Annotated in this window: 14 protein-coding genes; 2 read left to right on the plus strand and 12 right to left on the minus strand. The window is 72.6% G+C overall.

Going from position 1 to position 25173, the window contains the following annotated elements; all coding sequences use genetic code 11:
- Nucleotides 1-188 precede the first annotated feature (188 nt).
- Both EJG53_RS10405 and nrdR read right to left on the minus strand, forming a co-directional pair.
- Nucleotides 189-3065: a vitamin B12-dependent ribonucleotide reductase gene (locus EJG53_RS10405; protein WP_125044621.1), complete on the minus strand. Its 2877-nt coding sequence runs from the start codon at nucleotides 3063-3065 to the stop codon at nucleotides 189-191.
- 119 nt (nucleotides 3066-3184) lie between these two features.
- Nucleotides 3185-3715, minus strand: coding sequence for a transcriptional regulator NrdR (nrdR, locus tag EJG53_RS10410; RefSeq protein ID WP_031009186.1), 531 nt, complete (start codon nucleotides 3713-3715; stop codon nucleotides 3185-3187).
- Between the two features lie 542 nt (nucleotides 3716-4257).
- Here nrdR and lexA point away from each other — a divergent pair.
- Nucleotides 4258-5046 carry a transcriptional repressor LexA gene (gene lexA / locus EJG53_RS10415; RefSeq protein WP_030020363.1) on the plus strand — a complete coding sequence of 263 codons (789 nt, stop codon included), beginning with the start codon at nucleotides 4258-4260 and terminating at the stop codon, nucleotides 5044-5046.
- Nucleotides 5047-5430: 384 nt separating this feature from the next.
- Here the strand turns inward: lexA and EJG53_RS10420 are convergent, their stop codons facing one another.
- From EJG53_RS10420 to EJG53_RS10440, 5 genes are all read right to left on the minus strand, one after another.
- A complete protein-coding gene (locus EJG53_RS10420; RefSeq protein WP_125044622.1) occupies nucleotides 5431-7404 on the minus strand; it encodes an ATP-dependent DNA helicase in 1974 nt (657 codons plus the stop codon).
- 41 nt (nucleotides 7405-7445) lie between these two features.
- Complete coding sequence (locus tag EJG53_RS10425) at nucleotides 7446-9242, minus strand: IucA/IucC family protein (RefSeq protein ID WP_125049299.1); 1797 nt, start codon at nucleotides 9240-9242, stop codon at nucleotides 7446-7448.
- 847 nt (nucleotides 9243-10089) lie between these two features.
- The gene (locus tag EJG53_RS10430) at nucleotides 10090-10845 is read right to left on the minus strand and encodes a GNAT family N-acetyltransferase (RefSeq protein ID WP_174856392.1); all 756 of its coding nucleotides are present in this window, start codon (nucleotides 10843-10845) and stop codon (nucleotides 10090-10092) included.
- Nucleotides 10846-11031: 186 nt separating this feature from the next.
- Nucleotides 11032-13371 (minus strand): IucA/IucC family protein, encoded by a 2340-nt coding sequence (locus EJG53_RS10435; protein ID WP_125044623.1) that lies wholly within the window; start codon nucleotides 13369-13371, stop codon nucleotides 11032-11034.
- Between the two features lie 244 nt (nucleotides 13372-13615).
- Complete coding sequence (locus EJG53_RS10440; protein ID WP_244955091.1) at nucleotides 13616-15199, minus strand: diaminobutyrate--2-oxoglutarate transaminase family protein; 1584 nt, start codon at nucleotides 15197-15199, stop codon at nucleotides 13616-13618.
- 692 nt (nucleotides 15200-15891) lie between these two features.
- Here EJG53_RS10440 and EJG53_RS10445 point away from each other — a divergent pair.
- Nucleotides 15892-17079, plus strand: coding sequence for a trypsin-like serine peptidase (locus EJG53_RS10445; RefSeq protein ID WP_125044624.1), 1188 nt, complete (start codon nucleotides 15892-15894; stop codon nucleotides 17077-17079).
- A gap of 152 nt (nucleotides 17080-17231) precedes the next feature.
- On the opposite strand, the gene hflX is transcribed toward EJG53_RS10445, so the two are convergent.
- From hflX to EJG53_RS10470, 5 genes are all read right to left on the minus strand, one after another.
- Nucleotides 17232-18719 carry a GTPase HflX gene (hflX, locus tag EJG53_RS10450; RefSeq protein WP_125044625.1) on the minus strand — a complete coding sequence of 496 codons (1488 nt, stop codon included), beginning with the start codon at nucleotides 18717-18719 and terminating at the stop codon, nucleotides 17232-17234.
- A gap of 230 nt (nucleotides 18720-18949) precedes the next feature.
- Nucleotides 18950-20677 (minus strand): M1 family metallopeptidase, encoded by a 1728-nt coding sequence (locus tag EJG53_RS10455; RefSeq protein ID WP_125044626.1) that lies wholly within the window; start codon nucleotides 20675-20677, stop codon nucleotides 18950-18952.
- A gap of 261 nt (nucleotides 20678-20938) precedes the next feature.
- Nucleotides 20939-23266 (minus strand): RelA/SpoT family protein, encoded by a 2328-nt coding sequence (locus EJG53_RS10460; RefSeq protein WP_125044627.1) that lies wholly within the window; start codon nucleotides 23264-23266, stop codon nucleotides 20939-20941.
- 184 nt (nucleotides 23267-23450) lie between these two features.
- The gene (dapF, locus tag EJG53_RS10465; protein ID WP_125044628.1) at nucleotides 23451-24392 is read right to left on the minus strand and encodes a diaminopimelate epimerase; all 942 of its coding nucleotides are present in this window, start codon (nucleotides 24390-24392) and stop codon (nucleotides 23451-23453) included.
- 104 nt (nucleotides 24393-24496) lie between these two features.
- Nucleotides 24497-25066, minus strand: coding sequence for a hypothetical protein (locus EJG53_RS10470; RefSeq protein WP_125049301.1), 570 nt, complete (start codon nucleotides 25064-25066; stop codon nucleotides 24497-24499).
- Between the last annotated feature and the right edge of the window lie 107 nt (nucleotides 25067-25173).

Genomic DNA, 25173 nt, shown 5'->3' on the forward strand with positions numbered 1-25173 from the left:
CGGACGGTATACGCCGAGACATCGGCGAAAACACTGTCGGGCGTGGGTAAGGCTCCGGCATTCCACTGCGTCCCGCGGGCGGACCCGCACGGTCCGGGCACAAAGACGCAGGGTCGGGAAAACGCAGGGTGGGGATCCGGAATTCCGGATCCCCACCCTGGTCAATCAGTCACCCGAAGGTGCCGGTGTCAGCTGCACCCGCTGGTCGAGCCGCAGCCCTCGCACAGGTAGCAGCTACCCGCGCGCTGCATCTTCGTACCGCAGGAGAAGCACAGCGGAGCGTCGGCGTTGATGCCGAGCTGCATCTCCACCAGTTCCGCGTTGGTGTGCGCCTGCTTGGGGGCCGGGGCCGCGGTCTCCTCGACGATCTCGGCCGTCGAGGGCTCCGCGGCCGGCTCCAGGCGGCGCGGCGCGGACTGGGCCAGGCTCTCGACGTCGAGCTCCTCCTCCTCGACCGGCTCGTACGAACCGGTCTCCAGGTGGCGCTGACGCTCCTCGACGGAGTGGATGCCGAGCGCGGAACGGGTCTCGAAGGGCAGGAAGTCCAGCGCCAGGCGGCGGAAGATGTAGTCGACGATCGACTGCGCCATCCGCACGTCCGGGTCGTCCGTCATACCGGCCGGCTCGAAGCGCATGTTGGTGAACTTCGAGACGTACGTCTCCAGCGGCACGCCGTACTGGAGGCCCACCGAGACGGCGATGGAGAAGGCGTCCATCATGCCCGCGAGGGTCGAGCCCTGCTTGGACATCTTCAGGAAGACCTCGCCCAGACCGTCGTCCGGGTAGGAATTGGCGGTCATGTAGCCCTCGGCGCCGCCGACCGTGAAGGAGGTGGTGATGCCGGGACGGCCCTTGGGCAGACGCTTGCGGACCGGACGGTATTCGACGACCTTCTCGGCCGGCTTCTCCTCGGCCTTCTTCTCCTCCTCCTTCTTCTTGGCGGAGAGCGGCTGGCCGACCTTGCAGTTGTCGCGGTAGATCGCCAGGGCCTTCAGACCGAGCTTCCAGCCCTCGAAGTAGACCTCCTCGACCTCTTCGACGGTGGCCGACTCGGGGAGGTTGACGGTCTTGGAGATCGCGCCGGACAGGAACGGCTGGGCCGCCGCCATCATCCGTACGTGACCCATGGCCGAGATGGAGCGCTCGCCCATGGCGCAGTCGAAGACCTCGTAGTGGGCGGGGTCCAGGCCGGGGGCGTCGATCACATTGCCGTTCTCGGCGATGTGGGCGACGATCGCCTCGACCTGCTCCGGCTGGTAGCCGAGCCGCTTGAGCGCCTTGGGGACCGTGTTGTTCACGATCTGCATGGAGCCGCCGCCGACCAGCTTCTTGAACTTGACCAGGGCCAGGTCCGGCTCGACGCCCGTGGTGTCGCAGTCCATCATCAGGCCGATGGTGCCGGTCGGCGCGAGCACCGACGCCTGCGCGTTGCGGAAGCCGTTCTTCTCGCCGAGGCGGATGACGTCCTGCCACGCCTCGGTGGCCGCGGCCCAGACCGGGGTGTCCAGGTCGTCCATGCGCTTGGCGACACCGTTGGCGTCCGAGTGCTGCTTCATGACGCGCTTGTGGGCGTCGGCGTTGCGGGCGTAACCGTCGTACGGGCCGACGACCGCGGCCAGCTCGGCGGAGCGCTTGTAGGAGGTGCCGGTCATCAAGGAGGTGATGGCACCGGCCAGGGCGCGGCCGCCGTCCGAGTCGTACGCGTGACCGGTGGCCATCAGCAGGGCGCCGAGGTTGGCGTAGCCGATGCCCAACTGGCGGAAGGCGCGGGTGGTCTCACCGATCTTCTCGGTGGGGAAGTCCGCGAAGCAGATGGAGATGTCCATCGCGGTGATGACCAGCTCGACGACCTTGGCGAAGCGCTCGGCGTCGAACGACTGGTTGCCCTTGTCGTCGTCGCGCAGGAACTTCATCAGGTTCAGCGAGGCCAGGTTGCACGAGGAGTTGTCCAGGTGCATGTACTCGCTGCACGGGTTCGAGGCGGTGATCCGGCCCGACTCCGGCGAGGTGTGCCAGTGGTTGATCGTGTCGTCGTACTGGATGCCGGGGTCGGCGCACGCCCAGGCCGCCTCCGCCATCTTGCGGAACAGGCTCTTGGCGTCGATCTCCTCGATGACCTCGCCGTTCATCCGGCCGCGCAGGCCGAACTTCGAACCGGTCTCGACGGCCTTCATGAACTCGTCGTTGACGCGGACCGAGTTGTTGGCGTTCTGGTACTGGACGGACGTGATGTCGTCGCCGCCCAGGTCCATGTCGAAGCCCGCGTCCCGCAGGGCGCGGACCTTCTCCTCCTCCTTCACCTTGGTGTCGATGAAGGCCTCGACGTCCGGGTGGTCCACGTCCAGGACGACCATCTTGGCCGCGCGGCGGGTGGCGCCGCCCGACTTGATCGTTCCGGCGGACGCGTCGGCGCCGCGCATGAAGGAGACCGGGCCCGAGGCGTTGCCGCCGGAGGACAGGAGCTCCTTGGAGGAGCGGATGCGGGAGAGGTTCAGGCCGGCACCGGAGCCGCCCTTGAAGATCATCCCCTCTTCCTTGTACCAGTCCAGGATCGAGTCCATGGAGTCGTCGACGGAGAGGATGAAGCACGCGCTGACCTGCTGCGGCTGCTTCGTGCCGACGTTGAACCACACCGGCGAGTTGAAGCTGAAGACCTGGTGGAGCAGGGCGTACGCCAGCTCGTGCTCGAAGATCTCGGCGTCCGCCGGGGAGGCGAAGTAGCCGTTGGCCTCGCCGGCCTTCGTGTACGTCTTCACGACCCGGTCGATGAGCTGCTTGAGGCTCGATTCCCGGGTGTCGGAGCCCACCGCGCCGCGGAAGTACTTGCTCGTGACGATGTTGACCGCGTTCACCGACCAGAACTCGGGGAACTCGACGCCACGCTGCTCGAAGTTGATCGAGCCGTCGCGCCAGTTGGTCATGACGACGTCACGGCGCTCCCACGCCACCTCGTCGTACGGGTGCACGCCGGGAGTGGTGTGGATGCGCTCGATACGCAGACCCTTGCTCGCCTTGCTGCCCTTGGCGCGGGAGCCTCGTGCCGGGCCGCTCGTCGTCTCTGTCATTCCGCCTCCCTGTACGGGCAAACGCCCATATGTGCGCACTTCTTCCCGTGGCACGGTGTGTGTCTGTCTGGCACCAGGGCGCCTGCATTTGCCCTGGTCAGGTCTGTGATGTGCCGATCTCAGTCGGCGGCGGTGGCAGGCACCGGGACCGCCGGCTGCCCGGCGCCCCCTTCGCACCCGCACTCCCGCGCGGGCGCCGCCCGCTCGCTCTGCTCCCGCAGCTCGGCGATGGCCGCCTCGAAGTCTTCCAGCGAGTCGAAGGCGCGGTACACGCTCGCGAAGCGCAGGTACGCGACGAGGTCGAGTTCTTGCAGCGGGCCCAGTATGGCCAGCCCGACGTCGTGGGTGGACAGCTCGGCGCTGCCGGTTGCGCGCACGGCCTCCTCGACCCGCTGCCCCAGCTTGGCGAGGGCGTCCTCGGTGACCGGCCGGCCCTGGCACGCCTTGCGTACGCCGGCGATGACCTTGTTGCGGCTGAACGCCTCGGTGACCCCGCTCCGCTTGATCACCATCAGTGACGCCGTCTCGATGGTGGTGAAACGGCGGGAGCAGTCCGGGCACTGACGGCGCCGGCGGATCGAAGTGCCGTCATCGGTGGTACGGCTGTCGACCACCCGGCTGTCGGGGTGCCTGCAGAAGGGGCAATGCATGAATTCACCCTCCTCACCCTCGAAAATTACGGTCGTACGCCCACGGTCCCGGCGTACGGCTGATGACCTCCGGGCCGCCCTCACGGGCCCCTCGGAGCGACCCCAAGCATAGGCGATCCCGGGAGCCCCGAAAGACACCAGCACCACAACTTCTGGGCAGCCGTAGTCATCAAAGCACTACATGTGGTGTCGGGAGGTCATCCGCGTCCCCTGCGTGTCGCAGCGGGGCGGGCCGTCGGGGGCCGCGCGGAGGGCCGCCGACGAGGGTACGGGACGGGACCCGGGGGCGGCTCCGGCGGGGCGGGGATGACAGAATCGGCACGTCGCGGCGCCCGACCGGGCCCGGCGGGACGGCTCGCACGCCCGGCCATCAGCTCGGGGCGAAGAGTACCGCAATGACCCGAATTGCCTTTCGGCTATACACCTAAGCCCGTGATCAGGTCAGCTAATCCTGAAATTTTCACTCGAACGTGTGTTTGGCGCAACCTTTCGAAAGCAACTACCGTTGGCTAACTAGGGAGCACATTCCGAGAGGGGCCGACGTGACCACCACCGCAGACAGCGCCACCATCACCGCCCAGAGCCACTCCCAGAGCCGATTCGATCCGACCCGGAAACCGCCGATGGACGACGCCATGAACCCCGAGGGGCAGAAGCCAGCCCGCTCACTGCCCGGCCGTCCTCCAGGCATCCGCGCCGACAGTTCGGGACTCACCGACCGACAGCGCAGGGTCATCGAGGTCATCCGGGATTCCGTCCAGCGTCGCGGCTATCCGCCGTCCATGCGCGAGATCGGCCAGGCGGTGGGGCTGTCCAGCACCTCGTCCGTCGCCCACCAGCTCATGGCTCTGGAGCGCAAGGGTTTCCTGCGCCGCGACCCGCACCGCCCCCGGGCGTACGAGGTCCGCGGCTCCGACCAGCCGAGCAGCGCGCCCACCGACACGGCCGGCAAGCCCGCCGCGTCCTACGTCCCGCTCGTCGGACGGATCGCCGCGGGCGGTCCCATCCTCGCCGAGGAGTCGGTCGAGGACGTCTTCCCGCTGCCCCGGCAGTTGGTCGGCGACGGCGAACTGTTCGTCCTGAAGGTCGTCGGTGACTCGATGATCGAAGCCGCGATCTGCGACGGCGACTGGGTCACCGTGCGCCGCCAGCCCGTGGCGGAGAACGGCGACATCGTCGCCGCCATGCTGGACGGCGAGGCCACGGTCAAACGCTTCAAGCGCGAGGACGGCCATGTCTGGCTGCTCCCGCACAACGCCGCGTACCAGCCCATTCCCGGCGACGAGGCCACCATCCTCGGCAAGGTGGTGGCGGTGCTGCGGCGGGTCTGACCCCTCCCCTCGACCGAGCCCCGGGACCACTGCGCCGGTCCCGGGGCTTGCCTTTGCGCCTAAGCCGGCGCCGCTTTCGCGGAGGGGGCTGGGCGTCGTGGGGGTTGCTCAATTGATGGTGGGGGTTAGTGCGGGGTGGGGTGGGGTCCAGGGGGGCGGGCCGCGGGAGGTGCTGGTGGGCGTGCGGCGAACGTCCCCTGGCCGTCCGCACGGGATGGCGCGGTGGCTGGCCGAACGTGGAGTGGCCCGTACGTCCCCGGCGGCGCGGGTTCCGTGAGGGAGCGGCGCCGGGGGCTGAGGGGGCGGCTGGGGGCGGCTGTGATGCCGCTACGTCCCCGGGGGGCGGGTGGAGGGTGGGGTTCCGTTTGGTGGCTGCGGGGGCGGTCACGCCTCTTCTGTGGCTTTGGCTGCCGCGTCGATGGCGGCCAGGGAGCGGCGGACCTGGTTGCGGTCGGTGGTGTACCAGAACTCGGGCATGGACCGGCGCAGGAACGAGCCGTAGCGGGCGCGCTCGACGCGCGGGTCCAGTACGGCGACTACGCCGCGGTCGCCCGTGGCGCGCACGAGGCGGCCCGCTCCCTGGGCCATGAGCAGGGCGGCGTGGGTCGCCGCGACCGCCATGAAGCCGTTGCCGCCGGCCTCCTCCACGGCCTTCTGCCGGGCGCTCATCAGGGGATCGTCGGGGCGCGGGAACGGCACCCGGTCCATGACCACGAGCTGGCAGTTCGGGCCCGGCACGTCGACGCCCTGCCACAGCGAGAGGGTGCCGAACAAGCACGTACGGGCGTCCGCGGCGAAGGTACGGATCAGTTCGCCGAGGGTCTCCTCGCCCTGGAGGAGGATCGGCATGTCAAGCCGCCCTCGGAGGTTCTCGGCGGCGGCCTGGGCGGCGCGCATGGAGGAGAACAGGCCGAGCGTACGGCCGCCGGCGGCCTCGATCAGTTCGGCCAGCTCGTCGAGCATGTCCGTACGGCTGCCCTCGCGGCCCGGCTGGGCGAGGTGCTTGGCGACGTAGAGGATGCCTTGCTTGCCGTAGTCGAACGGGGAGCCGACGTCCAGGCCCTTCCACTGCGGGACGTCCTCGCCCTCCGTGCCCTCCGGGGCCAGGCCCAGGGAGGCGCCGACGCCGTTGAAGTCCCCGCCCAGCTTGAGGGTGGCTGACGTGAGCACGACGGAACGGTCGGCGAAGAGCTTCTCCCGGAGCAGGCCGGAGACGGACAGCGGCGCGACGCGCAGCGAGGCGCCGAAGCGGTCGTGGCGCTCGTACCAGACGACGTCGTACTCGGAGCCGTTGGCGATGCGCTCGGCGACGGCGTGGACGTTCTCGACGGAGGCGAGGGCCTGCTTGCGTACGGCGTCCTCGTCCTGGACGGACTTGTCGCGGGTCGAGCCGAGGGCCGAGATCACCGTACGGGCCGCGTCCCGCAGCGCCATCAGGCAGTACCCGAGATCCTCGGGGATCTCCTCCAGGCGGCCGGGCAGGGCCAGCTCCATCAGGCGCTCGAAGGTCTCCGAGGCGGTCTGGAGCTGGTCGGCGGCCTTCTCGTTGACCAGCTTCGCGGCCCGCTTGACGGCCCGGTTGACCTGGCCGGGGGTGAGCTCCCCGGTGGCCACGCCGGTGACCCGGGAGACCAGCTCGTGGGCCTCGTCGACGATCAGTACGTCGTGCTGGGGCAGCACCGGGGCGCCCTCGATGGCGTCGATGGCCAGCAGGGCGTGGTTGGTGACGATCACGTCGGCGAGCTTGGCGCGCTCGCGGGCGGCCTCGGCGAAGCACTCCGCGCCGTACGCGCACTTCGAGGCGCCCAGGCACTCGCGCGAGGAGACCGAGACCTGCCCCCAGGCGCGGTCGGAGACGCCGGGGGTGAGGTCGTCACGGTCCCCGGTCTCCGTCTCGTCCGCCCAGTCGCGCAGCCGCAGCAGGTCCTTGCCCAGCTTGCTGGTGGGCGTCGCGTGCTCGAAGGGGTCGAAGAGGCCCTCTTCCTCCTCCTGCGGGACGCCCTCGTGCAGCCGGTGCAGGCAGACATAGTTGGAGCGGCCCTTGAGCATGGCGAACTGCGGACGGCGGCGTAGCTGCGGATGCAGGGCCTCGACCGTGCGCGGCAGGTCGCGCTCGACGAGCTGGCGCTGGAGCGCGAGGGTGGCGGTGGCCACCACCACACGGTCGCCGTGGGCCAGCGCCGGCACCAGGTAGCCGAGCGACTTCCCGGTGCCGGTGCCGGCCTGTACGAGCAGGTGGGAGCTGTCTTCGACCGCTTCGGCGACGGCTTCGGCCATGGCGACCTGGCCGGGGCGCTCGGTGCCGCCGACAGCGGTGACGGCGGCGTGCAGCAGATCGGGGAGGGAGGGCTTCGTCATAGCGTTGCCACCCTACGCGGGCCCACTGACAATCTGCTCGGTCACGGGTGGTGGAGGGGGTTCGGCACGGTGCCGTGGACGGCGGCGTGCGGGCGCTGGGCACGGTCGCGGTATCCGTCGAGGTGGAGTCGGTTGCGGTTCAGGCAGAGCCGGGCGATGCGGGGGGTGAGCAGGTCGAAGGTCTCGTGGCGTTTCTTCAGGTGCGGGAAGCGCCCCTGGTGGCGCAGGATCTCCGCCCGTACGAGCGACCAGAACTCGGCCTCCGGGACCGCCAGTTGCTGCTCGCACAGCGGGGCGAGGTAGCGGAAGACCCCGACGAAGAGACCGGAATGGATGAACTGGGTGAGGAAGTCCGGCGGTTCGGTGAGCAGCACCGCGCGGACGTCGGCGGGCATGGTGGCGTGCTCCGGCAGCGGCTCGGCGCTGGTGTTGACGTCGTCGACGAAGTCCTTGACCGCGAGGCGGGTGGGGACGTCCTGCTGGTCGAAGACGACGATGGCGTTCTCGCCGTGCGGGGAGAAGACCGTGCCGTATTGGTAGAGGAAGTGCAGCAGGGGCGGCAGCAGGGCGGCGAAGAGGCGGCGCAGCCAGACGCGGGGTGCCAGGCCGGAACGGTGCACCAGCTCGGCTGTTAAAGCCCGCCCGTACGGGTCGGTCTGCAGGAGCGCGGCCAAGGTGCGGGCCCGCTCCCCCGGGTCCAGACAGCGGCTGATCGGCTCCCGCCAGATACAGCCCAGCAGTTCCTTGTACTGGTACGGGACGCCGGGCAGCCGGTCGTACAGGGGGTGTTCGACGGTGACGGACGCGGTCTCGCCGAGCAGGATCACCCGGGTCTCGTCGCGCAGGTACGGGTCCGCGTCGCGCAGGCCGTGGACCCAGGCGGTGACGGCGGGGGCGGCGATGGTGCGTTCGGTCGGCAGGCCGCGCCAGACCAGGGTGTTGAGGACGGAGAGCGGAAGCTTGACCGTACGGGCCCTGGGGCGGCTGAGGTTGAGGAAGGTGCGGATGGACTGCTGGGGCAGCCGCAGGTCGTTGTCAGTGGTGAGTGGGACGATGGATTTGTCGGCGAGTTGGGGGGCGAAGAGGGGCGCGACGGTCTCGTCCCACTGCCAGGGGTGGACGGGGAGGTAGAGGTAGTCGGCGGGGTCGAGGCCCTGCGAGGAGAGGGTACGGGTGAAGGCGGCACGGACCGCGGGGGTGAGTTCATCGGCGTAGAGACGATCAGGGGTGGCCAGGGCCGGGATGCCCCGGTAGACGGCCAGCCGGCGGTGCGCGGCGATCCAGGGCAGCCGCTGCGGGGTGCGGGCCTCGGGTGACCAGACGGCGGCGTCGGCCGCCGAGAAGCCCAGCCGTCCCTTGTTGGCGACGAGCCAGGGGTGGCCGGTCTGGTGGCCTTCCAGTGCGGCGTAGTCGAGGTCGGCGAGCTCCGCCGCGCTGAGGGCCGTGGCGTCCAGCCGGGTGTCGGCGGCGAGCGTGGCGGTCAGCTCGCGGATGAGGTGGCCGGTCGTGTCACCGGACAGGCCCAGGACGTTGTCGTGGGCGTGGAAGAGGAAGTGAAGGGGGTCGCCTGTGGGGGTGATGGAGTCGGGGTCGACACGCCAGTGCCCGTACGCGCCACGCCGGGCCCGGAAGCGGTAGGTGACGTCGTCGGTCAGCCGTAGACGGTAGGGGCGGGAGTCGTCGGCAGTGCCGTCGGTGATGCCGTCAGGGGTACCGCCGGAGGTGCTGCCGGGGGCGCCGTGTCCGTCGCGCGGTCCGGGGACGGAGGCGGCGCTCAGGTCGGATTCCGGGGTGACGACCTCCTCGTACGCGAACTCCGCCAGGGTCTTGGCGAGCAGCCGGCGAGCGGCTCTCTGCCATGCGCGGTGGCTGTCCGTGCCGCCGCCGGGCGGCTCGTCCCCGGGGGCTTCGGATGTTCCGGAAGCTCCGGGGGCGGGGAAGGCGTGGCCGGTGTCGGTGGGGGCGACGGCCGCGGGGTGGGCGGCGTCCGGGTTGCCCGAGGCAGGGGCGGGCCCGGAGGCGGGAACGGGCCCGGAGGCGGGGTCGGGGTCGCCTACGCCGGGGCGGCTGAGATGGCTGCCGCCGGGAGCGGTGACCTCGGGGCTGTCGGCGCCGCGGTTGCGGGGGCCCGGGCTGTCGCTGCCGGGGTCACCGGCGCCGGAAGCGGGGCTATGGAGGGGTTCGGAAGAAGGACGCAAGGCGGGACTCCTGGGGACGAGACCTGAGCGACACGGATGGTGCGCGGAGAGAAGGGGTCAGGTGTGGAGACGCGGGCAGTGCGAAGGGGGCGGGTGGAGGGGGTTGAGGGGTGTGAGGGATTGGAGGTGCAGGAGATGTTGGAGAGAGGCGAGTGGTCGTGCGGGCTGTGGGTGGGGGTGGGGCGTCCGAGGGGGCTGTCGGCGGAGATGGTGGCCGGGAGGTGGCATGGGGTCGGTCGGCCGTACGGGGGCAACAGGCGGCCGGGGGTCGGGAGACGGTACGAAGTCGGCCGGCCGTACCGGGACAGCAGGCGGCCGGAGGTCGAGGGACGGCACCAGGTCGGAGGGCGGCATGAGTTCGGCAGGCCGTACGAGGTGGGTGGGCCGTACCGGGTAGGCAGGCGGGCCGGGGCCGCGAGGGCGTTGGAGGGCAGGTGGAGGCCGCCGGCGAGGGGGCGTCGGCGGTGAGGGCGGAGGGCGGGGACGGTCACAGGAGGTGGCGGTGGGCACGGTCGCGGATCATGAGGGCCGCGCGCTTGGTGGGCAGGTCGATCTCGTCGCCGTAACGGAAGCCGGCGCCGAGGAAGGCGGCGACGGAGGGGACGTTGCGCAGGTCGGGCTCGGCGATCACTCGGCCGCACTGCGGACGGTGGTCGAGTACGAGGTCGGCGGCGGCCCGCAGCAGTGTGGTCCCGATGCCGCGCCCCCGGTCGGCGACGCCCCCGATCAGCAGGTGCAGTCCGGTGTCGTGCGGACGGGCCGGGTAGTGGCGGGCGATCGGGTCCAGGTCGGCGCGGTAGACCTCCCAGTAGCTCATGGGGACACCGCTCAGTACGCCGAGGCAGGACACGCTGCGTCCGTCGCCGTCGAGTTGGGCGCGCAGGTGGGCGGCGGTGATCTCCTGGGGCCCGGCCAGTTCCCAGAACGCCGCGACGGCCGGGTCGTTCATCCAGGCGGAGATCAGCGGCAGGTCACGTTCGAGGCGTACCGGTACGAGTTGGAACGGCCCGGCGGCGGTGGCCGCGGGCCCCCAGCCGGCGATGTGGTCGAGCAGGACCCCGTCACCCGGGCTGTCGGCCGGGTCGGTGGAGGCGGCGAAGGGCGCCTCGGTGAACAGCGCCGTGATGTCGGGCGGCAGGTGCAGGTCGAGGGTGTCGTCGAGCGCGTCGTCCGGAGAGGCTTCGAGGGGGTGGTCGAAGGCTTCCTCGGATCCTGGATCGATGCCGGATTCGGTGGGGGGCACGATGGCGCTCTCTCCTTTCCGGGCCTCCTCACGAGGTCACGGGGTGGGCGGGCGGGGAGTCGGGGAACCGGCGGGATGAGGGACGGAAGGGGGAGAGACGGCCCGACGCGCTCGGGCGCCGGGCCGGGGGCGAGGTGGAGCAGGGGCTGGGACAGGGACAGGGACAGGGCTGGGGCTGGGCGGGGGTCAGGGGTGCAGAGGGTTGGGGATGGTGACGTAGACGGACTGGGTGTCGACGGGGCCGACGAGTTCGTCGAGGCCGCGCAGCCGGGTCAGCAGGTTGGCCTTGCAGCGCAGGGTGCGGGCTTCCAGGAGCCGGCCGGGCAGCGGCGAACGGTGTTCCGCCGGCCCGGTGGCGGCGTCGGCGAGGAACCGCCGGAAGGCCGCGAGGAGCACCTTCTCGGCGGCCAGGCGCTGGGAGCCGAAGGCGCCGATGAGGCCGAGGACGTTGTTGATGCCGAGGTAGTAGGCGAAGCGTTCGTCGGTGACCTCGTCGGTGACGAAGGTGTCGCTGGTGGAGCCGATGCCGGGCAGCCGCCGCTCCAGCTCCGTACGGCGCGACTCGCGGAAGTAGTAGCCCTGGTTGTCCCGGTAGCGGCCGCCGGCCGGCCAGCCGTCCCGGTCCAGCAGGACCAGGGTGTTCTGCTGGTGCGCTTCGAGTGCGACGCCCGCGGTGCCGTCGAGCCAGAGGACGGGCCGTACCACCGCTTCGAGGTAGCGCAGGAACCACTCGGTGGCGACGGCGCCCGCGGGCCGCCCGGTGCGGGCGGTGAGTCTGCCGATGACGTCGGCCAGGCGGGACCGCAGGCCGGTGCGCCCGGGCCAGGGGCGGGGCGAGGTGAGGGCGGCGATGCAGACGGCGTCGTCGGTGGCGCCGAAGGGGTTGTGCCGGACGACCACGTCCAGGCCGTGCACCGGCTCGCCGTCGGCTCCGGTGACGCCGAACCAGGCCGGGTCGCGGACGATGTCGAAGCCCGGGGAGCCGGGGAAGGCCGCCCGCCACTGTGCCGCCAGGCCGGTGCGGAGCAGCCGGTGCACCTCGACGCCGCGTACCAGTTCCTTGCGGAGGTTGTCGCGGCGGGAGTTGGTGATGCGTACGCCCAGGGAGAGCTTGAGCATGGCGTCGCAGCCGGGCCGGAAGACGGTGCGTACGGAGGAGGTGGGGTGCCAGTCCGGGCCGCCGGGGCCCAGGTCGTGGAGGTGGCCCGCCTCGTACAGTCCGGCGATGTCCGGGCGGTGGCCCAACTGGTGGGCCTGCCACGGGTGCATCGGCAGCGGCAGGGTGCCGGCGGGCGCCGGGGGTGCTCCTTCGGCGAGGCGGGCGGCCAACTGCTCGGCGGGGACGGTCCGGCCGCGCTCGGTCCAGGCCGAGGCGGCGGCGAACACGTCCTGGTGGACGGCCGTCCAGTGGAGGCGGAACGCGCCGCGCAGTTCCGGGGAGTAGACGTGCGTCTCGGCGTCGGTCAGGCCCTCCCGGCTCTTGGGGGTCGGGTGCATGGGGTGGCCGAAGAGCAGCGCCTGTTCGGCGGCGAGGAAGCGGGAGGTACCGAGGTCGTCGGCCGGGGCGGCGCGCCGGCCGGCGAGGAACACCGCGGTGTGCCGCACCGAGTCGGCGACGCGGCCGACGAGGTCGGCGCTCTCGCTGTCCGGCGCGCCGGAGGGGTGACCGGGGGCGGTCCTGGACGCACCCGTACTGGTCAGGGCGCTGCGGACGTCGTCGGTACGGCCGAGAGCGCTGCCGGTGCTGCCGCCCGCGCCGCCGACGCGTACGGCCTCGCGGCGCAGCAGGGCGGCGAGGGTCACGGCGTCCAGCGTCGCGGCGTCGGCGGGAGCGCCTTCCAGTACGGGTGCGCCGAGACGGTGCCAGCCGGTCTCCGACCAGTACAGGACGGGTACGTGCAGGGCCGCCGCGCTGGCGTCGAGAGGGATGCGCAGCCGGTCGCCGGGCGGGCGGGGCGTACCGCTCTCGCGAATCCAGCAGCGGAGCAGGCTCTCGGCCCCGGCGGCGTCGGCGGCGACGGCCGGGTCACGGTGCTCCAGCCGGTCCTGGTGCTCCAGCCCAGCCTGCTCGGGGGCCCGCGCCGAGTCCGGGTCCTCGACGGCCTCGACGTGCTCGCCATACTCGACGTCATCGATGTCCTCGGCCAGGTCCGGTGCCGGAGCCCGCGCGCTGCCCTGGTGGTCGGGATCCCGATGGTCGGGATTCTGATGGTCGGGATTCTGATGATCGAGGTCCTGATGACCGCCCTCGGCCGGGGGTTCGGCGTCGGTCTCGTCGTCCCCGTACACCGTGACGATCCGGGTGGCTCCGAGGCCGTGGCAGTCCTCAAGGCCGTGCCGCTCGTGGTGTCCGAGCCGTACGGCACAGCCGGTGTGGCCGCCGTGCTCCCCGTTCTCGCCGCTGTCGTGGGCGCCGGCGCGCCGGTTCTGCCGCGGCACGGCGGGTTCCCGCAGCCGGGTCAGGGGTTCACGGGGCAGACGTCGCTCGTCGGCCGGGGTCCCGTCGGGGCCGGGGCGTTCGTTCATCGGGGTGTGCCTCGCAGGGTCGGCGCGGTCGACGCGGTCTGGACGGTGAGGGGGCGGTGAGAGGACGTTGGGCAGGGGGCGGGCGTGCGCCCGGGAGCGGCCGGGTGCCCATGAGGAGCGGTGCGCCCGTATGGGCGGTCACGCAGAGGCGGGGCGCGGTGGAGGCGTACGGGCCGGAGCGCAAGTGCGCGGCGGCGCGCCGCGCGCCGGGCTCTCGTACGTCCGGAACGGTGCGGGCGCCCGCTCACGGGGTCACCCCGGAGGACGACCCCTGCCGCGGTACCGCACGGCCTTCCCCGTCCGGTGCGGACTCCGCGTCCCTCTCCTGCTCGGGGCCTGCCACACCCACCCCGGCGGCCCCGGCGCCCCCTGCATCCCTGGCAGCCCCAAACGATTCGGCATTCCCGGGCACCCCAACAGCCCCAGGCACCCCGGCACCCCCGGACGCTCCAGCACTCCCGGACACCCCACTCACCCCACCCGCCCCCAACCGCGCCCCAGCCGCCAGCGCGTCGGCGAGGCGGTCGAGGACCGCGTCCGCCTGTTCGTCGGTGATGGTGAGCGGGGGCAGCAGCCGGACCACCGAGCCGTGGCGGCCGCCCAGCTCGACGATCAGGCCCCGGTCGAGGCACTCCCGCTGGACCGCCGCGGCCAGCGCGGGGGCGGCCGGGCGGGCTCCGGACGGGTCGGGGGCGGTGTCCGGGTCGACCAGTTCCAGGCCGAGCATCAGGCCCCGGCCCCGTACGTCACCGACGCAGCCGTGTTCGGCGGCCAGCGCGTCCAGCCGGGACGTCATACGGGCGCCCAGTTCGCCCGCGCGCCGCGCCAGGTCGTTCTCCCTGACGTACGCGAGGGTGGCCGCGCCGGCCGCCATCGCGAGCTGGTTGCCGCGGAAGGTGCCCGCGTGCGCGCCGGGGCGCCAGGCGTCCAGTTCCTCGCGGTAGACGATGACCGCGAGCGGCAGGCTGCCGCCGATCGCCTTGGAGAGGACAAGGACGTCGGGCACCACGCCGCTGTGTCCGACGGCCCAGAACGCGCCGGTGCGGCCGACGCCGGTCTGCACCTCGTCCACGATGAGGGGGATGCCGCGCGCGGCCGTGATCTCGCGCATCCGGCGCAGCCAGCCGTCGGGCGCGGGGATCACGCCGCCCTCGCCCTGGACCGGTTCGAGGATCATTCCGGCCGGCCTGGCGACGCCGCTCTTGTCGTCGTCGAGCACGTTCGCCGTCCAGCGCGCGGCCAGTTCCGCGCCCTGCTCGCCGCCGGTGCCGAAGGGGCAGCGGTAGGCGTACGGATACGGGAGGCGGGTCACGGAGGTGTCCTGCGCGCCCCCGGACGCCGCGAGCGCCCCCGCCGTCATGCCGTGGTACGCGCCGGTGAAGGCCGCGAGTCCGTCCCGGCCGGTCGCGGTCCGCACCAGTTTGAAGGCGGCCTCGACGGCGTCCGTGCCGGCCGGCCCGCAGAACTGGATACGGCCGTGGTCGGCCAGTTCGGGCGGCAGGGTGGCGAAGAGTTCGGTGACGAAGGCGTCCTTGACCGGGGTGGCCAGGTCGAGGACGTGCAGCGGGGCGCCGGAGTCCAGGACGGAACGGATCGCCTCCAGGACGACGGGGTGGTTGTGGCCGAGCGCCAGGGTGCCCGCCCCGGAGAGGCAGTCCAGGTAGCGGCGGCCGTCGGCGCCCTCGATGGTCAGCCCGCGGGCGCGCACCGGGACGATGGGGAGCGAGCGCGCGTACGTACGGGCGGCGGACTCGCGGAGCGACTGCCGCCGCAGGATGCCCTCGTGGGCGGGAGGGGGTGCCATCGGCAGAGGCTGGGTCAAGGCCACGGCGGTTCGGTCCTCCTGCTGCTGGACTCTTCTGTTGAACTGCGGACGCACCGGCGGACGCGGTGCGGGGGCGCTTACGGCGCACTGCGGGCGGGCCCGCCGCGCGCCGGCCGCGCCCCGTCGGGCCGCTTCCCTCGCGAACCGGGCCTGGTCCGCTGTGGGCAGGCCGCCGGGCGTGGACGGGTCTGGTCGGACCTGGCCGGCCGATGGACGGACCGTTCTACCTGCCGCCGGACACGGCTGAGCCGTCCCCCGTACGTATCAACGACGGCGTACGCGGGAGAACACGGCCTGTCACAAGATCCTTGCCGGGCCCGGGCGCCGCGCCGCGACGACGGGGCGACGCGACGACGGGCGCCCACCGGCGCGCCACCCGCGCGCCCCTCCCCCGTACAGCGCCCCGCGCGCACCCCCGCACCACCCCTGCGCGGCACCTCGCACCACCCCGGCACGCCGCCCCGCACCACCCCCACGCAAAGATCCGCACCGGACCGGAACCGGGGACCCGCCCGCCGCCGTCCCCAACGGCACCGGCATAGTGGGGACCTGCGCCCGGCTTTCCGGTGCATGACAAAACAGCAGATGCGGGCACGTCCGGGGCAAGACCGGCACGATCACCCACGGCGCGGCACGGCCGCCCGGGCCGGACGGACACCTGCGGCAAGCCTGAACAGACCAGGGGGAGTTCACCCATGCGATCCATACGTCGGCCGGCCCTGGCCGCGGCCGCCCTCACCGCCGTGGTGGCGCTGACCGCCACCGGCTGCGGGCCCGAGGGCAACCAGGCGGACGGCAAGCCCAGCCAGTCCGCGGAACAGGGCAGCGCGGGCGGGGGTGGCTTCACGATCCCCAAGGACATCCAGGACAAGCTCAAGGAACACGGCGTCGACCTGGACAAGTGGAAGAACGGCGAGTGGAAGAACTGGGACAAGGACAAGTGGCTCCGCGAGGCCAGTGAGTTCATCAACCCGATCATCAAGGGGCTGTGGGACCCGGACCGGGCGAGCAAGGCCAAGCCGCCGAAGGAGCCCACCCCCAAGGACATCTCGGGTGACCAGGGGCGGACCGACCCGGACCCGCGGCCGGTCCAGGCCAAGGCCGTCAAGCCGCCGTTCGGCCAGAACGCGCCCGGTCTCGGCAAGATCTTCTTCGACACGCCCGAGGGCCACGCGGTCTGCTCCGGCGCGGTGGTCAAGGACCCGGCGCACCCGGGCAAGTCGAACCTGGTGTGGACCGCGGGTCACTGCGTGCACGCCGGCAAGACCGGTGGCTGGTACCGCAACATGATCTTCGCCCCGTCGTTCAACGACACCGGCAAGAGCGCGGCCCAGTTGGAGAACGCCTCGCGTGAGCAGATGTTCCCCAAGGGCGTGTGGTGGGCCGACGGCGCGTCGACCTCCAGCCAGTGGATCGGCCAGGGCGGCCCGCAGGGCAACAGCGTGCCGATGGCGCCGTACGACTTCGCGATCATGCACGTGACGCCGGAGAAGGGCGCGGGCAGCAAGTCCCTCGAAGAGGTCGCCGGCGGCGCCTACTCGGTCGACTTCAACGCTTCGGCGATCCCGGACATCAAGAGCATCACCGCCCAGGGCTACCCGGCCGAGGCGCCGTTCGACGGTGCGACGCTGCAGCAGTGCACCGACAAGCCGGGCCGGCTCTCGCTGGACGCCAAGAAGCCGACCATGTACCGCATCGGCTGCCTGATGACCGCCGGTTCCTCCGGTGGCCCCTGGTTCGCCAAGGGCTCGGACGGCAAGCCGGCGCTGGTGTCCAACACCTCGATCGGTCCGCGTCCGGCCGGCTGGCTGGCGGGCCCGCACCTCGGCCCGGAGGCCAAGAGCCTGTACAACGCGATGAGCAAGAAGTTCGCGTCGAAGTAGTCGCGGCGGACGAGGGCCCGCACCCGGTTTCCGGGGCGGGCCCTCGCCCTGTGGCCGTAGGCGGTAGTACGAAGGCCCGCCCCCGTTCCCAGGGGCGGGCCTTCGTACTGCCTACGGCGTCGTGCTCACGACGCCCTGTTACGCCTGCCGCGTCACGCGGCCGGTACGTACGGCCGGAACTCGGCGGCCAGCTCCTCGTGCACCCGCGCCTTGAGGACGGTGCCCTCCGCGACGTGCTCCTCGGAGATCACCTCGCCCTCGGCGTGCGCCCGCGAGACCAGCGCGCCCTGGGTGTACGGCACCAGTGCCTCGATCTCGACCTGCGGGCGCGGCAGCTCCTCGTCGATCAGCGCGAGCAGCTCGTCAATACCCTGGCCGGTGCGGGCCGAGACGAGCAGCGCGTGCTTCTCGTTGCGCAGCAGCCGCTGGAGGACCAGCGGGTCGGCGGCGTCCGCCTTGTTGACGACGACGATCTCCGGTACGTGGGTGGCGCCCACGTCACGGATCACCTCGCGCACGGCGGCGAGCTGCTCCTCCGGCACCGGGTGCGAGCCGTCGACCACGTGCAGGATGAGGTCGGAGTCGCCGACCTCCTCCATCGTGGAGCGGAACGCCTCGACGAGGTGGTGCGGCAGGTGGCGGACGAAGCCGACGGTGTCGGCGAGGGTGTAGAGCCGCCCGCTGGGCGTCTCGGCCCGGCGCACGGTCGGGTCCAGGGTGGCGAACAGCGCGTTCTCCACCAGGACGCCGGCCCCGGTCAGGCGGTTGAGCAGGGAGGACTTGCCCGCGTTGGTGTAGCCGGCGATGGCCACCGAGGGGACCTTGTGGCGACGGCGTTCCTGCCGCTTGATGTCGCGGCCGGTCTTCATCTCCGCGATCTCCCGGCGCATCTTCGCCATCTTCTCGCGGATCCGCCGGCGGTCCGTCTCGATCTTGGTCTCACCGGGACCACGCGTGGCCATACCGCCGCCCGCGGAGCCGGAGCCACCGCCACCCATCTGCCGGGACAGCGACTGACCCCAGCCGCGCAGCCTGGGCAGCATGTACTGCATCTGCGCCAGCGAGACCTGCGCCTTGCCCTCCCGGGACTTGGCGTGCTGGGCGAAGATGTCGAGGATCAGGGCCGTACGGTCGACGACCTTGACCTTGACGACGTCCTCCAGGTGGATGAGCTGGCCGGGGCTCAGCTCACCGTCGCAGACCACCGTGTCGGCGCCGGACTCCAGGACGATGTCGCGCAGCTCCAGGGCCTTGCCGGAGCCGATGTAGGTGGCCGGGTCGGGCTTGTCGCGGCGCTGGACCACGCCGTCGAGCACCAGCGCGCCGGCGGTCTCCGCCAGCGCGGCCAGTTCGGCGAGGGAGTTCTCCGCGTCCTGCACCGTGCCCGTGGTCCAGACACCGACCAGCACCACGCGCTCCAGGCGGAGCTGGCGGTACTCGACCTCGGTGACGTCTTCGAGCTCGGTGGACAGCCCGGCCACGCGGCGCAGGGCGGCCCGCTCGGTGCGGTCGTACTGAGCGCCGTCACGCTCCCCGTCGATCTCGTAACTCCAGGCGACGTCCTCTTCCATCAGGGCGTCGGCCCGGCGGCTCTCGGGGAGGCGCTGTCGGTCCTGTGGAAGGGAAGAAGAGGAGGTCATTTGATCCTTTGCGTCGTTGGGACGTCCCGTACGGGGCCCTGCGGCCCCGGGACTCTCGATCGTGACAACGTCCGGCCCGCCCGGGAGATTCCCGGTGCCGGCCCCGTCATCGGCCAGACGATGGTCGCACGGCCGCCGGTCGCCGTCACACGGGTTTTCCGGGTGCGGGGGACGGGAGGGGCGAGGGGGTCGAGGGGGCGGACCGGGCCTTCCCGGATCGGGCGGCGGGTTCACCCGCGCGGCTTCGCGCTGCCGGGCCTGTCCGCAGGCTTACCGGCGGGCTTTACTGCGGGCTTCCCGGCCGCCTGCCCCACAGGCTTCGCCCCCGGCTTCCGTGCCGGTGGCTGCGGGGTCCGGTGGTGGCTCTTCCAGTCCGGGTGGCCCGGCATCGGCGGCGTCTTCACGTCGTACAGCCAACTGCGGAAGAAGCCGCCGAGGTCCTGGCCCGAGATGCGCGAGGCCAGCGCGACGAAGTCGGCGGTGCCCGCGACGCCGTCGCGGTGCCGGGTCACCCAGGCGCGCTCCAGCCGGTCGAAGGCGGCGTGTCCGATCTTGGCGCGCAGCGCGTACAGCACGAGGGCGCTGCCGTCGTACATGACCGGGCGGAAGATGCCGGTCTTGTTGCCGGGGGTGGGGGCCTTCGGCGCCCCGGGCGGGCCGCCTTCGGCGCGCATCCGGTCCGAGACGCTGTAGGCGCGCCGGGTCCGCTCGTCCATGGACATCTTGGAGTGCTCGTGCGCGTACAGCTCCTCGTACCAGGTGGCGTGCGACTCGTTGAGCCAGGCGTCCGACCAGGTGCGCGGGGTGACGCTGTCGCCGAACCACTGGTGCGCCAGCTCGTGGACCATGATCGCTTCGACGTACCAGCGGGGGTACTGCTGTCCGGTGAACAGCCGTTCCTCGAAGAGGGACAGCGTCTGGGTCTCCAGCTCGAAGCCGGTCTCGGCCTGGGCGAGCAGCATGCCGTACGTCTCGAAGGGGTACTGGCCGACCTTGCTCTCCATCCAGGTGAGCTGGCCGGGTGTCTTGGCCAGCCACGGTTCCAGACGCTTGCGGTCGGCGGCCGGTACGACGTCGCGGAGCGGCAGGCCGCGGGGTCCGGTGCGCCGGACGACGGCAGAGCGCCCGATGGACACCTGCGCCACCTCGGTGGCCATGGGGTGGGCGGTGCGGTAGACCCAGGTGGTCATGGCGGGGGCCGCCCGCTCCTGCCGTACGTCCGGCCCCGTACGGACCGCGCTCTTCCCCGGCCTCGGCGGGGCGCCCGGGTGGCGTGCCACGCGCGTTCCGTTGGCGACGACCGTCAGTCCTTGGGGCGCGGTGACGCGGAAGGTGTAGAGGGCCTTGTCCGAGGGGTGGTCGTTGCCCGGGAAGACGCGGTGGGCGGCGTCGACCTGGTTGGCCATCACCAGCCCGTCCTTCGTGCGCAGCCAGCCGACCTCCTTGTCCTTGCCGCCCTTGGGGGGACGCGGGTCGCTGGTGTGCCGGACGACGATCCGCACCGGGGTGCCGGCGCGCACGGTGCGGTGCGGCGTGACGATCAGGTCCTCGCCGCGGCTGACGTGGGCCGCGGGCCGGCCGTCGACCTCGACGGACCGGACGGTGCCGTGGGCGAAGTCGAGGTTGATGCGCTTCAGGCGGGCGGTGGCCCGCGCGGTGATCTTCGTGACGGCGTCCAGCGGCCGGTCGTTGCGGCCGGAGTACGTCAGGGCGATGTCGTACGCGCGGACGTCGTACCCCGGGTTGCCGAGGTGCGGATAGAGCCGGTCGCCGACGCCGAGCGGCGTGGCGTCCGGCAGACCGGCGGCGACCAGTGCGGCGGCGGCGAGCAGCCCGAGGGCGCTCCGGCGGCGGGCGGCGGCCCCGGAGCGGCGGCGCGGGCCGGGCGTGGCGCCTTCGGGGTCCCGGCCGGGGGCGAAGCCGGGGCCGGTGGCGGGGTGGGACGAGGAAAGCGGCATGACAAACCGCTATCAGCGCGGTGCGCCCACCCGTGGCCGACGCGACAGTACGGCACCCGAACGGGGGGTTCCGTGCGTCCGTCGAGGCCGGAGGGGCGCGTGTGGGTGCCGGGCCGTACGCGCACCGCACCGGTACCGCATCCTGTGGAGCACCGGCCCGAGCGCCGCTCCGGCGCACGCCACCACGCCCCCGCGCACACCCTCACACCGCGCGCCCCGACGCCCCTCCCCCGACACCGGACGCCCCGCCCCGGACGCCCCTCAAGAACGCGCCGCCACCGTCGACTGCGCCCGCCCCGCCCGCAGCACGTCGAAGACGCCCGGCACCTGCCGCATCGCCCGCATCAGGGACGGCAGTTTGGCCGCGTCCGGGAGGTGGAGGGTGTAGGTGTGCCGTACGCGCTGCTCACGGGGCGGTTCGACGGCTGCGGCGACCACGGCGGCGCCTTCGGACGCGATGGCCTCCGTGAGGTCGGCGAGCAGGTGCGGCCTGGTGAACGCCTCCGCGAGGAGGGTGACCCGGCAGCCCTGTACGCGGTTGCCCGCGCCGCGCCAGCGTGCGCCGACCGGCTGCCGGCCGGACGCGGCCATCCGGGCCACCACGGGACACAGCGCCCGGTGCACGGTGACGATGCCGCCCCGGACGGCGAAGCCCGTGACGTGGTCCGGCGGTACGGGGGTGCAGCAGCCCGCGAGCCGTACGGTCGCGCCGGGCAGGTCGGTGGACAGGCCGGCGGTGTCACCGCCGTGGTGCCCGGACGCGGCGGCGGCCCCGGCGCCCCGCGACTCGCCGGACCCGCTCGGTGCGCCCGCCCCCACCGGGCCCTCCCCCGCTCCCGCCTCCGCGCCGGGATGAGCGTCCAGCCAGCGCGAGATGGCGAGCCGGGCCGCCGGGGTACGGGTGTGGTCGAGCCAGTCCGGCGAGGGTCCGGCGGCGGAGTCGGGGGCCATGAGCAGGTGCAGGCTGTCGCCGTCGCACAGGACCGTGGAGAGCGTCGCCAGGCGGCCGTTGACGCGCGCGCCGATGCAGTGGTGGGCCCCCTCGCCATACAGCGCGTACGCGGCATCCACGCAGCTCGCACCTGCGGGCAGACCGACGGTGCCGCTGCCCGGCGCGCCCGTACCCGTACGGTCCGTCGCGACCGTGCCGCTCCCGTCGTCGAAGCCGCCCTCCGCGCAGAAGACCGTGATCTCCCGGTCCTGCGCGAGGTCGTCGCGCAGCGAGGTCCAGAACGTGTCCGGGTCGGGGGTGGCGCGCTGCCACTCCAGGAGGCGGCACAGCCATCCGGGCTGGGTGGGGTCGACGCGCTCGCCGTCCTCGGCCGCCGGTCCCCCCGCCGCGCCGCCCGCCACCGCCTCGGACGGGTCGGAGCCGTCCGCGGGGGCGTACGGGTTGCCCAGCGCGATCACCCCGGCCTCCGCCACCCGGTGCATCCGGTGGGTCCGGATGAGCGTTTCGGCAATGGCGCCGTCCTCGTCCGAGACGGCGGTGTGCAGCGACTGGTAGAGGTTGAACTTCGGCGCGGCGATGAAGTCCTTGAACTCCGAGACCACCGGGGTGAAGCAGGTGTGCAGCTCGCCCAGGACGGCGTAGCAGTCGGCGTCCTCGGCGACGAGCACCAGCAGCCGGCCGAGGTCGGCGCCGGTGACCGTGCCGCGCGCCAGGCGCACCCGGTGCACGGAGACGAAGTGCCGCGGCCGGATGAGGACTTCGGCGTCGATGTCGGCCTCGTCCAGTACGGTGCGCACCCGCTCCGCGATGGCGTCGAGCGGGCCCGGGCGGCCGGCGTGCCCGAGGACGAGCGCGCGGGTGGTGGCGTACTCCTCCGGGTGCAGGATCGCGAAGACCAGGTCCTCCAGCTCGCTCTTGAGCGCCTGCACGCCCAGCCGTTCGGCGAGCGGGATCAGCACGTCCCGCGTCACCTTGGCGATCCTGGCCTGCTTCTCGGGGCGCATCACGCCGAGGGTGCGCATGTTGTGCAGCCGGTCGGCCAGCTTGATGGACATCACGCGGACGTCGTTGCCGGTGGCGACCAGCATCTTGCGGAAGGTCTCGGGTTCGGCGGCGGCGCCGTAGTCGACCTTCTCCAGCTTGGTCACGCCGTCGACCAGGTAGCAGACCTCCTTGCCGAACTCCCGGCTCACCTGATCGAGCGTCACTTCCGTGTCCTCGACGGTGTCGTGGAGGAGGGAGGCGGTCAAGGTCGTGGTCTCGGCGCCCAGTTCGGCCAGGATCAGGGTCACCGCGAGCGGGTGGGTGATGTAGGGCTCGCCGCTCTTGCGCATCTGTCCGCGGTGCGAGGACTCCGCGAGCGCGTAGGCCCGGCTCAGGGTGTCCAGGTCGGCGTCCGGGTGGTGGGCCCGGTGCACCTTCGCGACGTGCTCCAGGGCGTCCGGCAGGCCGTCGCGGGGGGCCGGCCCGAGCAGCGCGGCCCGGCCGATGCGCCGCAGCCCGCGCAGTTCCAGACGGGGGCGGCCGCGTCTGCGATGGGCGGCTTCCCCCAGGTCGGTCGGGCCCGCCGGGGCGGCGGCCGGACCGGCCTGGGCAGGCGCGACGGGGTTACCAGGGTTCGTGGCCTCTGCGCTCATGGGCACCTCCGGCGGCGTCGACCGGCGGTTGGGCGCCCGCAGTCAGTCGCCCGGGCCGGTGCTTGATGCTACCGAGCCCATCACGCAGCGCTGTCCCGCTCTCGCCCAGCGTGAACCGGATCACCCATTCGAGGTATGCGCCCGGGCCCTGTCCCGTACGGGGTGACGACCCGGGCGCCATGCCTCAGCCCAGGGCCGTGACCAGCCAGGCGGGGTCCAGCGTGCCCTGGCCGACGATGACCGCGGGGCCGGTCATCTCGACCGTGCCGTCCGGCAGCTCGGTGATCGTCAGGCTGCCGCCCAGTACGTCGACCGTGTACGTGACGGGGCTGCCGGTGGCCGCGGGGTCGGTGCCGTCCCGGCGGGCGGTGGCGACCGCGACGGCACAGGCGCCCGTGCCGCAGGAGCGGGTCTCGCTGGCGCCGCGCTCGTGGACCCGCATCGCCACATGGCGCGGGCCGCGGTCGGCGACGAACTCGATGTTCACACCGTCCGGGTAGACGGCGGCTGGGCTGAACGGCGGGACCTCGCGCAGGTCACCGGCGTGGTCGAGGTCCTCGACGAAGGCGACGGCGTGCGGGTTGCCCATGTTCACGTTGCGGGCGGGCCAGCTACGGTCGCCCACGGTGACCGTCACGCCGTCCGGGAGCAGCTCGGCGCGGCCCATGGAGACCGTGACCTCGCCGGTCGCGGCCAGGCGGGCCGTACGGACACCGGCGCGGGTGGCGATGGCCAGCTCGCCCTCGCCGATCAGGCCGGCGTGCTGGAGGTAGCGGGCGAAGACGCGGACGCCGTTGCCGCACATCTCGGCGACGGAGCCGTCGCCGTTGCGGTAGTCCATGAACCACTCGGCCTCGCCGGCCATGGCGCGGGCCGCGGGGTCGGCGGCGGAGCGCACCACGCGCAGCAGGCCGTCGCCGCCGATGCCGGCCCGGCGGTCGCAGATCCGGGCGACGGCGTCGGCCGACAGCTCCAGGACGCCGTCCGGGTCGGGGACGATCACGAAGTCGTTCTCCGTGCCGTGCCCCTTGAGGAAGGCGATGCCCCGGCCGGCGCCGCCCGCGGCGGTCGTGGCGGCGCTCACTGCGGCCTCCGTGGCCTCTGCGGTCCCCTGTGCGTTGGTCATGTCTGCATCGTACGGCGCGGCAGTGACAGACCGGGTTCCGCCCCGGCCGGTGCATGTCTCGGCCCCAGCGATGGGGCCGGCTCCGCCCCCGGCACGTCCGGCGGTCAGTGCAACCGGGCGACGCGCCACACGGCGAGCAGCGCCAGGACGGCCACGACCGCGGCGTACGCCAGGACCACGCGCCAGTCCGGGCGGCGGCCGGAGCCGCGGGCGGGCAGGCCGGGCCAGGTGTGGCCGACCCGGCGGGCCGCCATCATGCCCCAGCCCGCGGCGCAGCCGAAGAGCAGCAGACCGAGCATGGAGATCACCGCGCCACCGTCCCCGCCGAACTCGAAGGCCAGCGGGAAGGCGAACATCAGCGAGCCGAGGATGGCCAGGCCCACGATCGGCGCGAGCTGCCAGATGCGCAGCCGCCGCGGCGGGCGCAGTTCCCGGAAGGACTCACCGCCCCCGGCCGTCTCGCCGGGGCCGTCCCCGGTGTCCAGGGGGGCCGGGCGAACCGGTTCTCCCAGGGCGTCCGGGCCGTCGGGACCGACCGCCGCGGCATGGCCCAGGGCAGGCCCGTCCGGGCCCACGGCCCCGGGTCCGTCCTGGGTCAGCGACTCGGTCGCGTCCCGCTGTCCGTCTCTCGGCCCGTCCGGTTGCTGCGGTCTGTTGCGAGGGCCGGCCTCCATCGCCACGCGCCCTCCCCACTCCGACTGCACGCCTCGATCGAAGGTCGATGATGACACGCTCCCGGGGGCCCGGATGACGGGCGGAGCGTCCCGATGCCATGACGTGA

The sequence above is a fragment of the Streptomyces chrestomyceticus JCM 4735 genome, from assembly GCF_003865135.1.
GTDB lineage: Bacteria > Actinomycetota > Actinomycetes > Streptomycetales > Streptomycetaceae > Streptomyces > Streptomyces chrestomyceticus.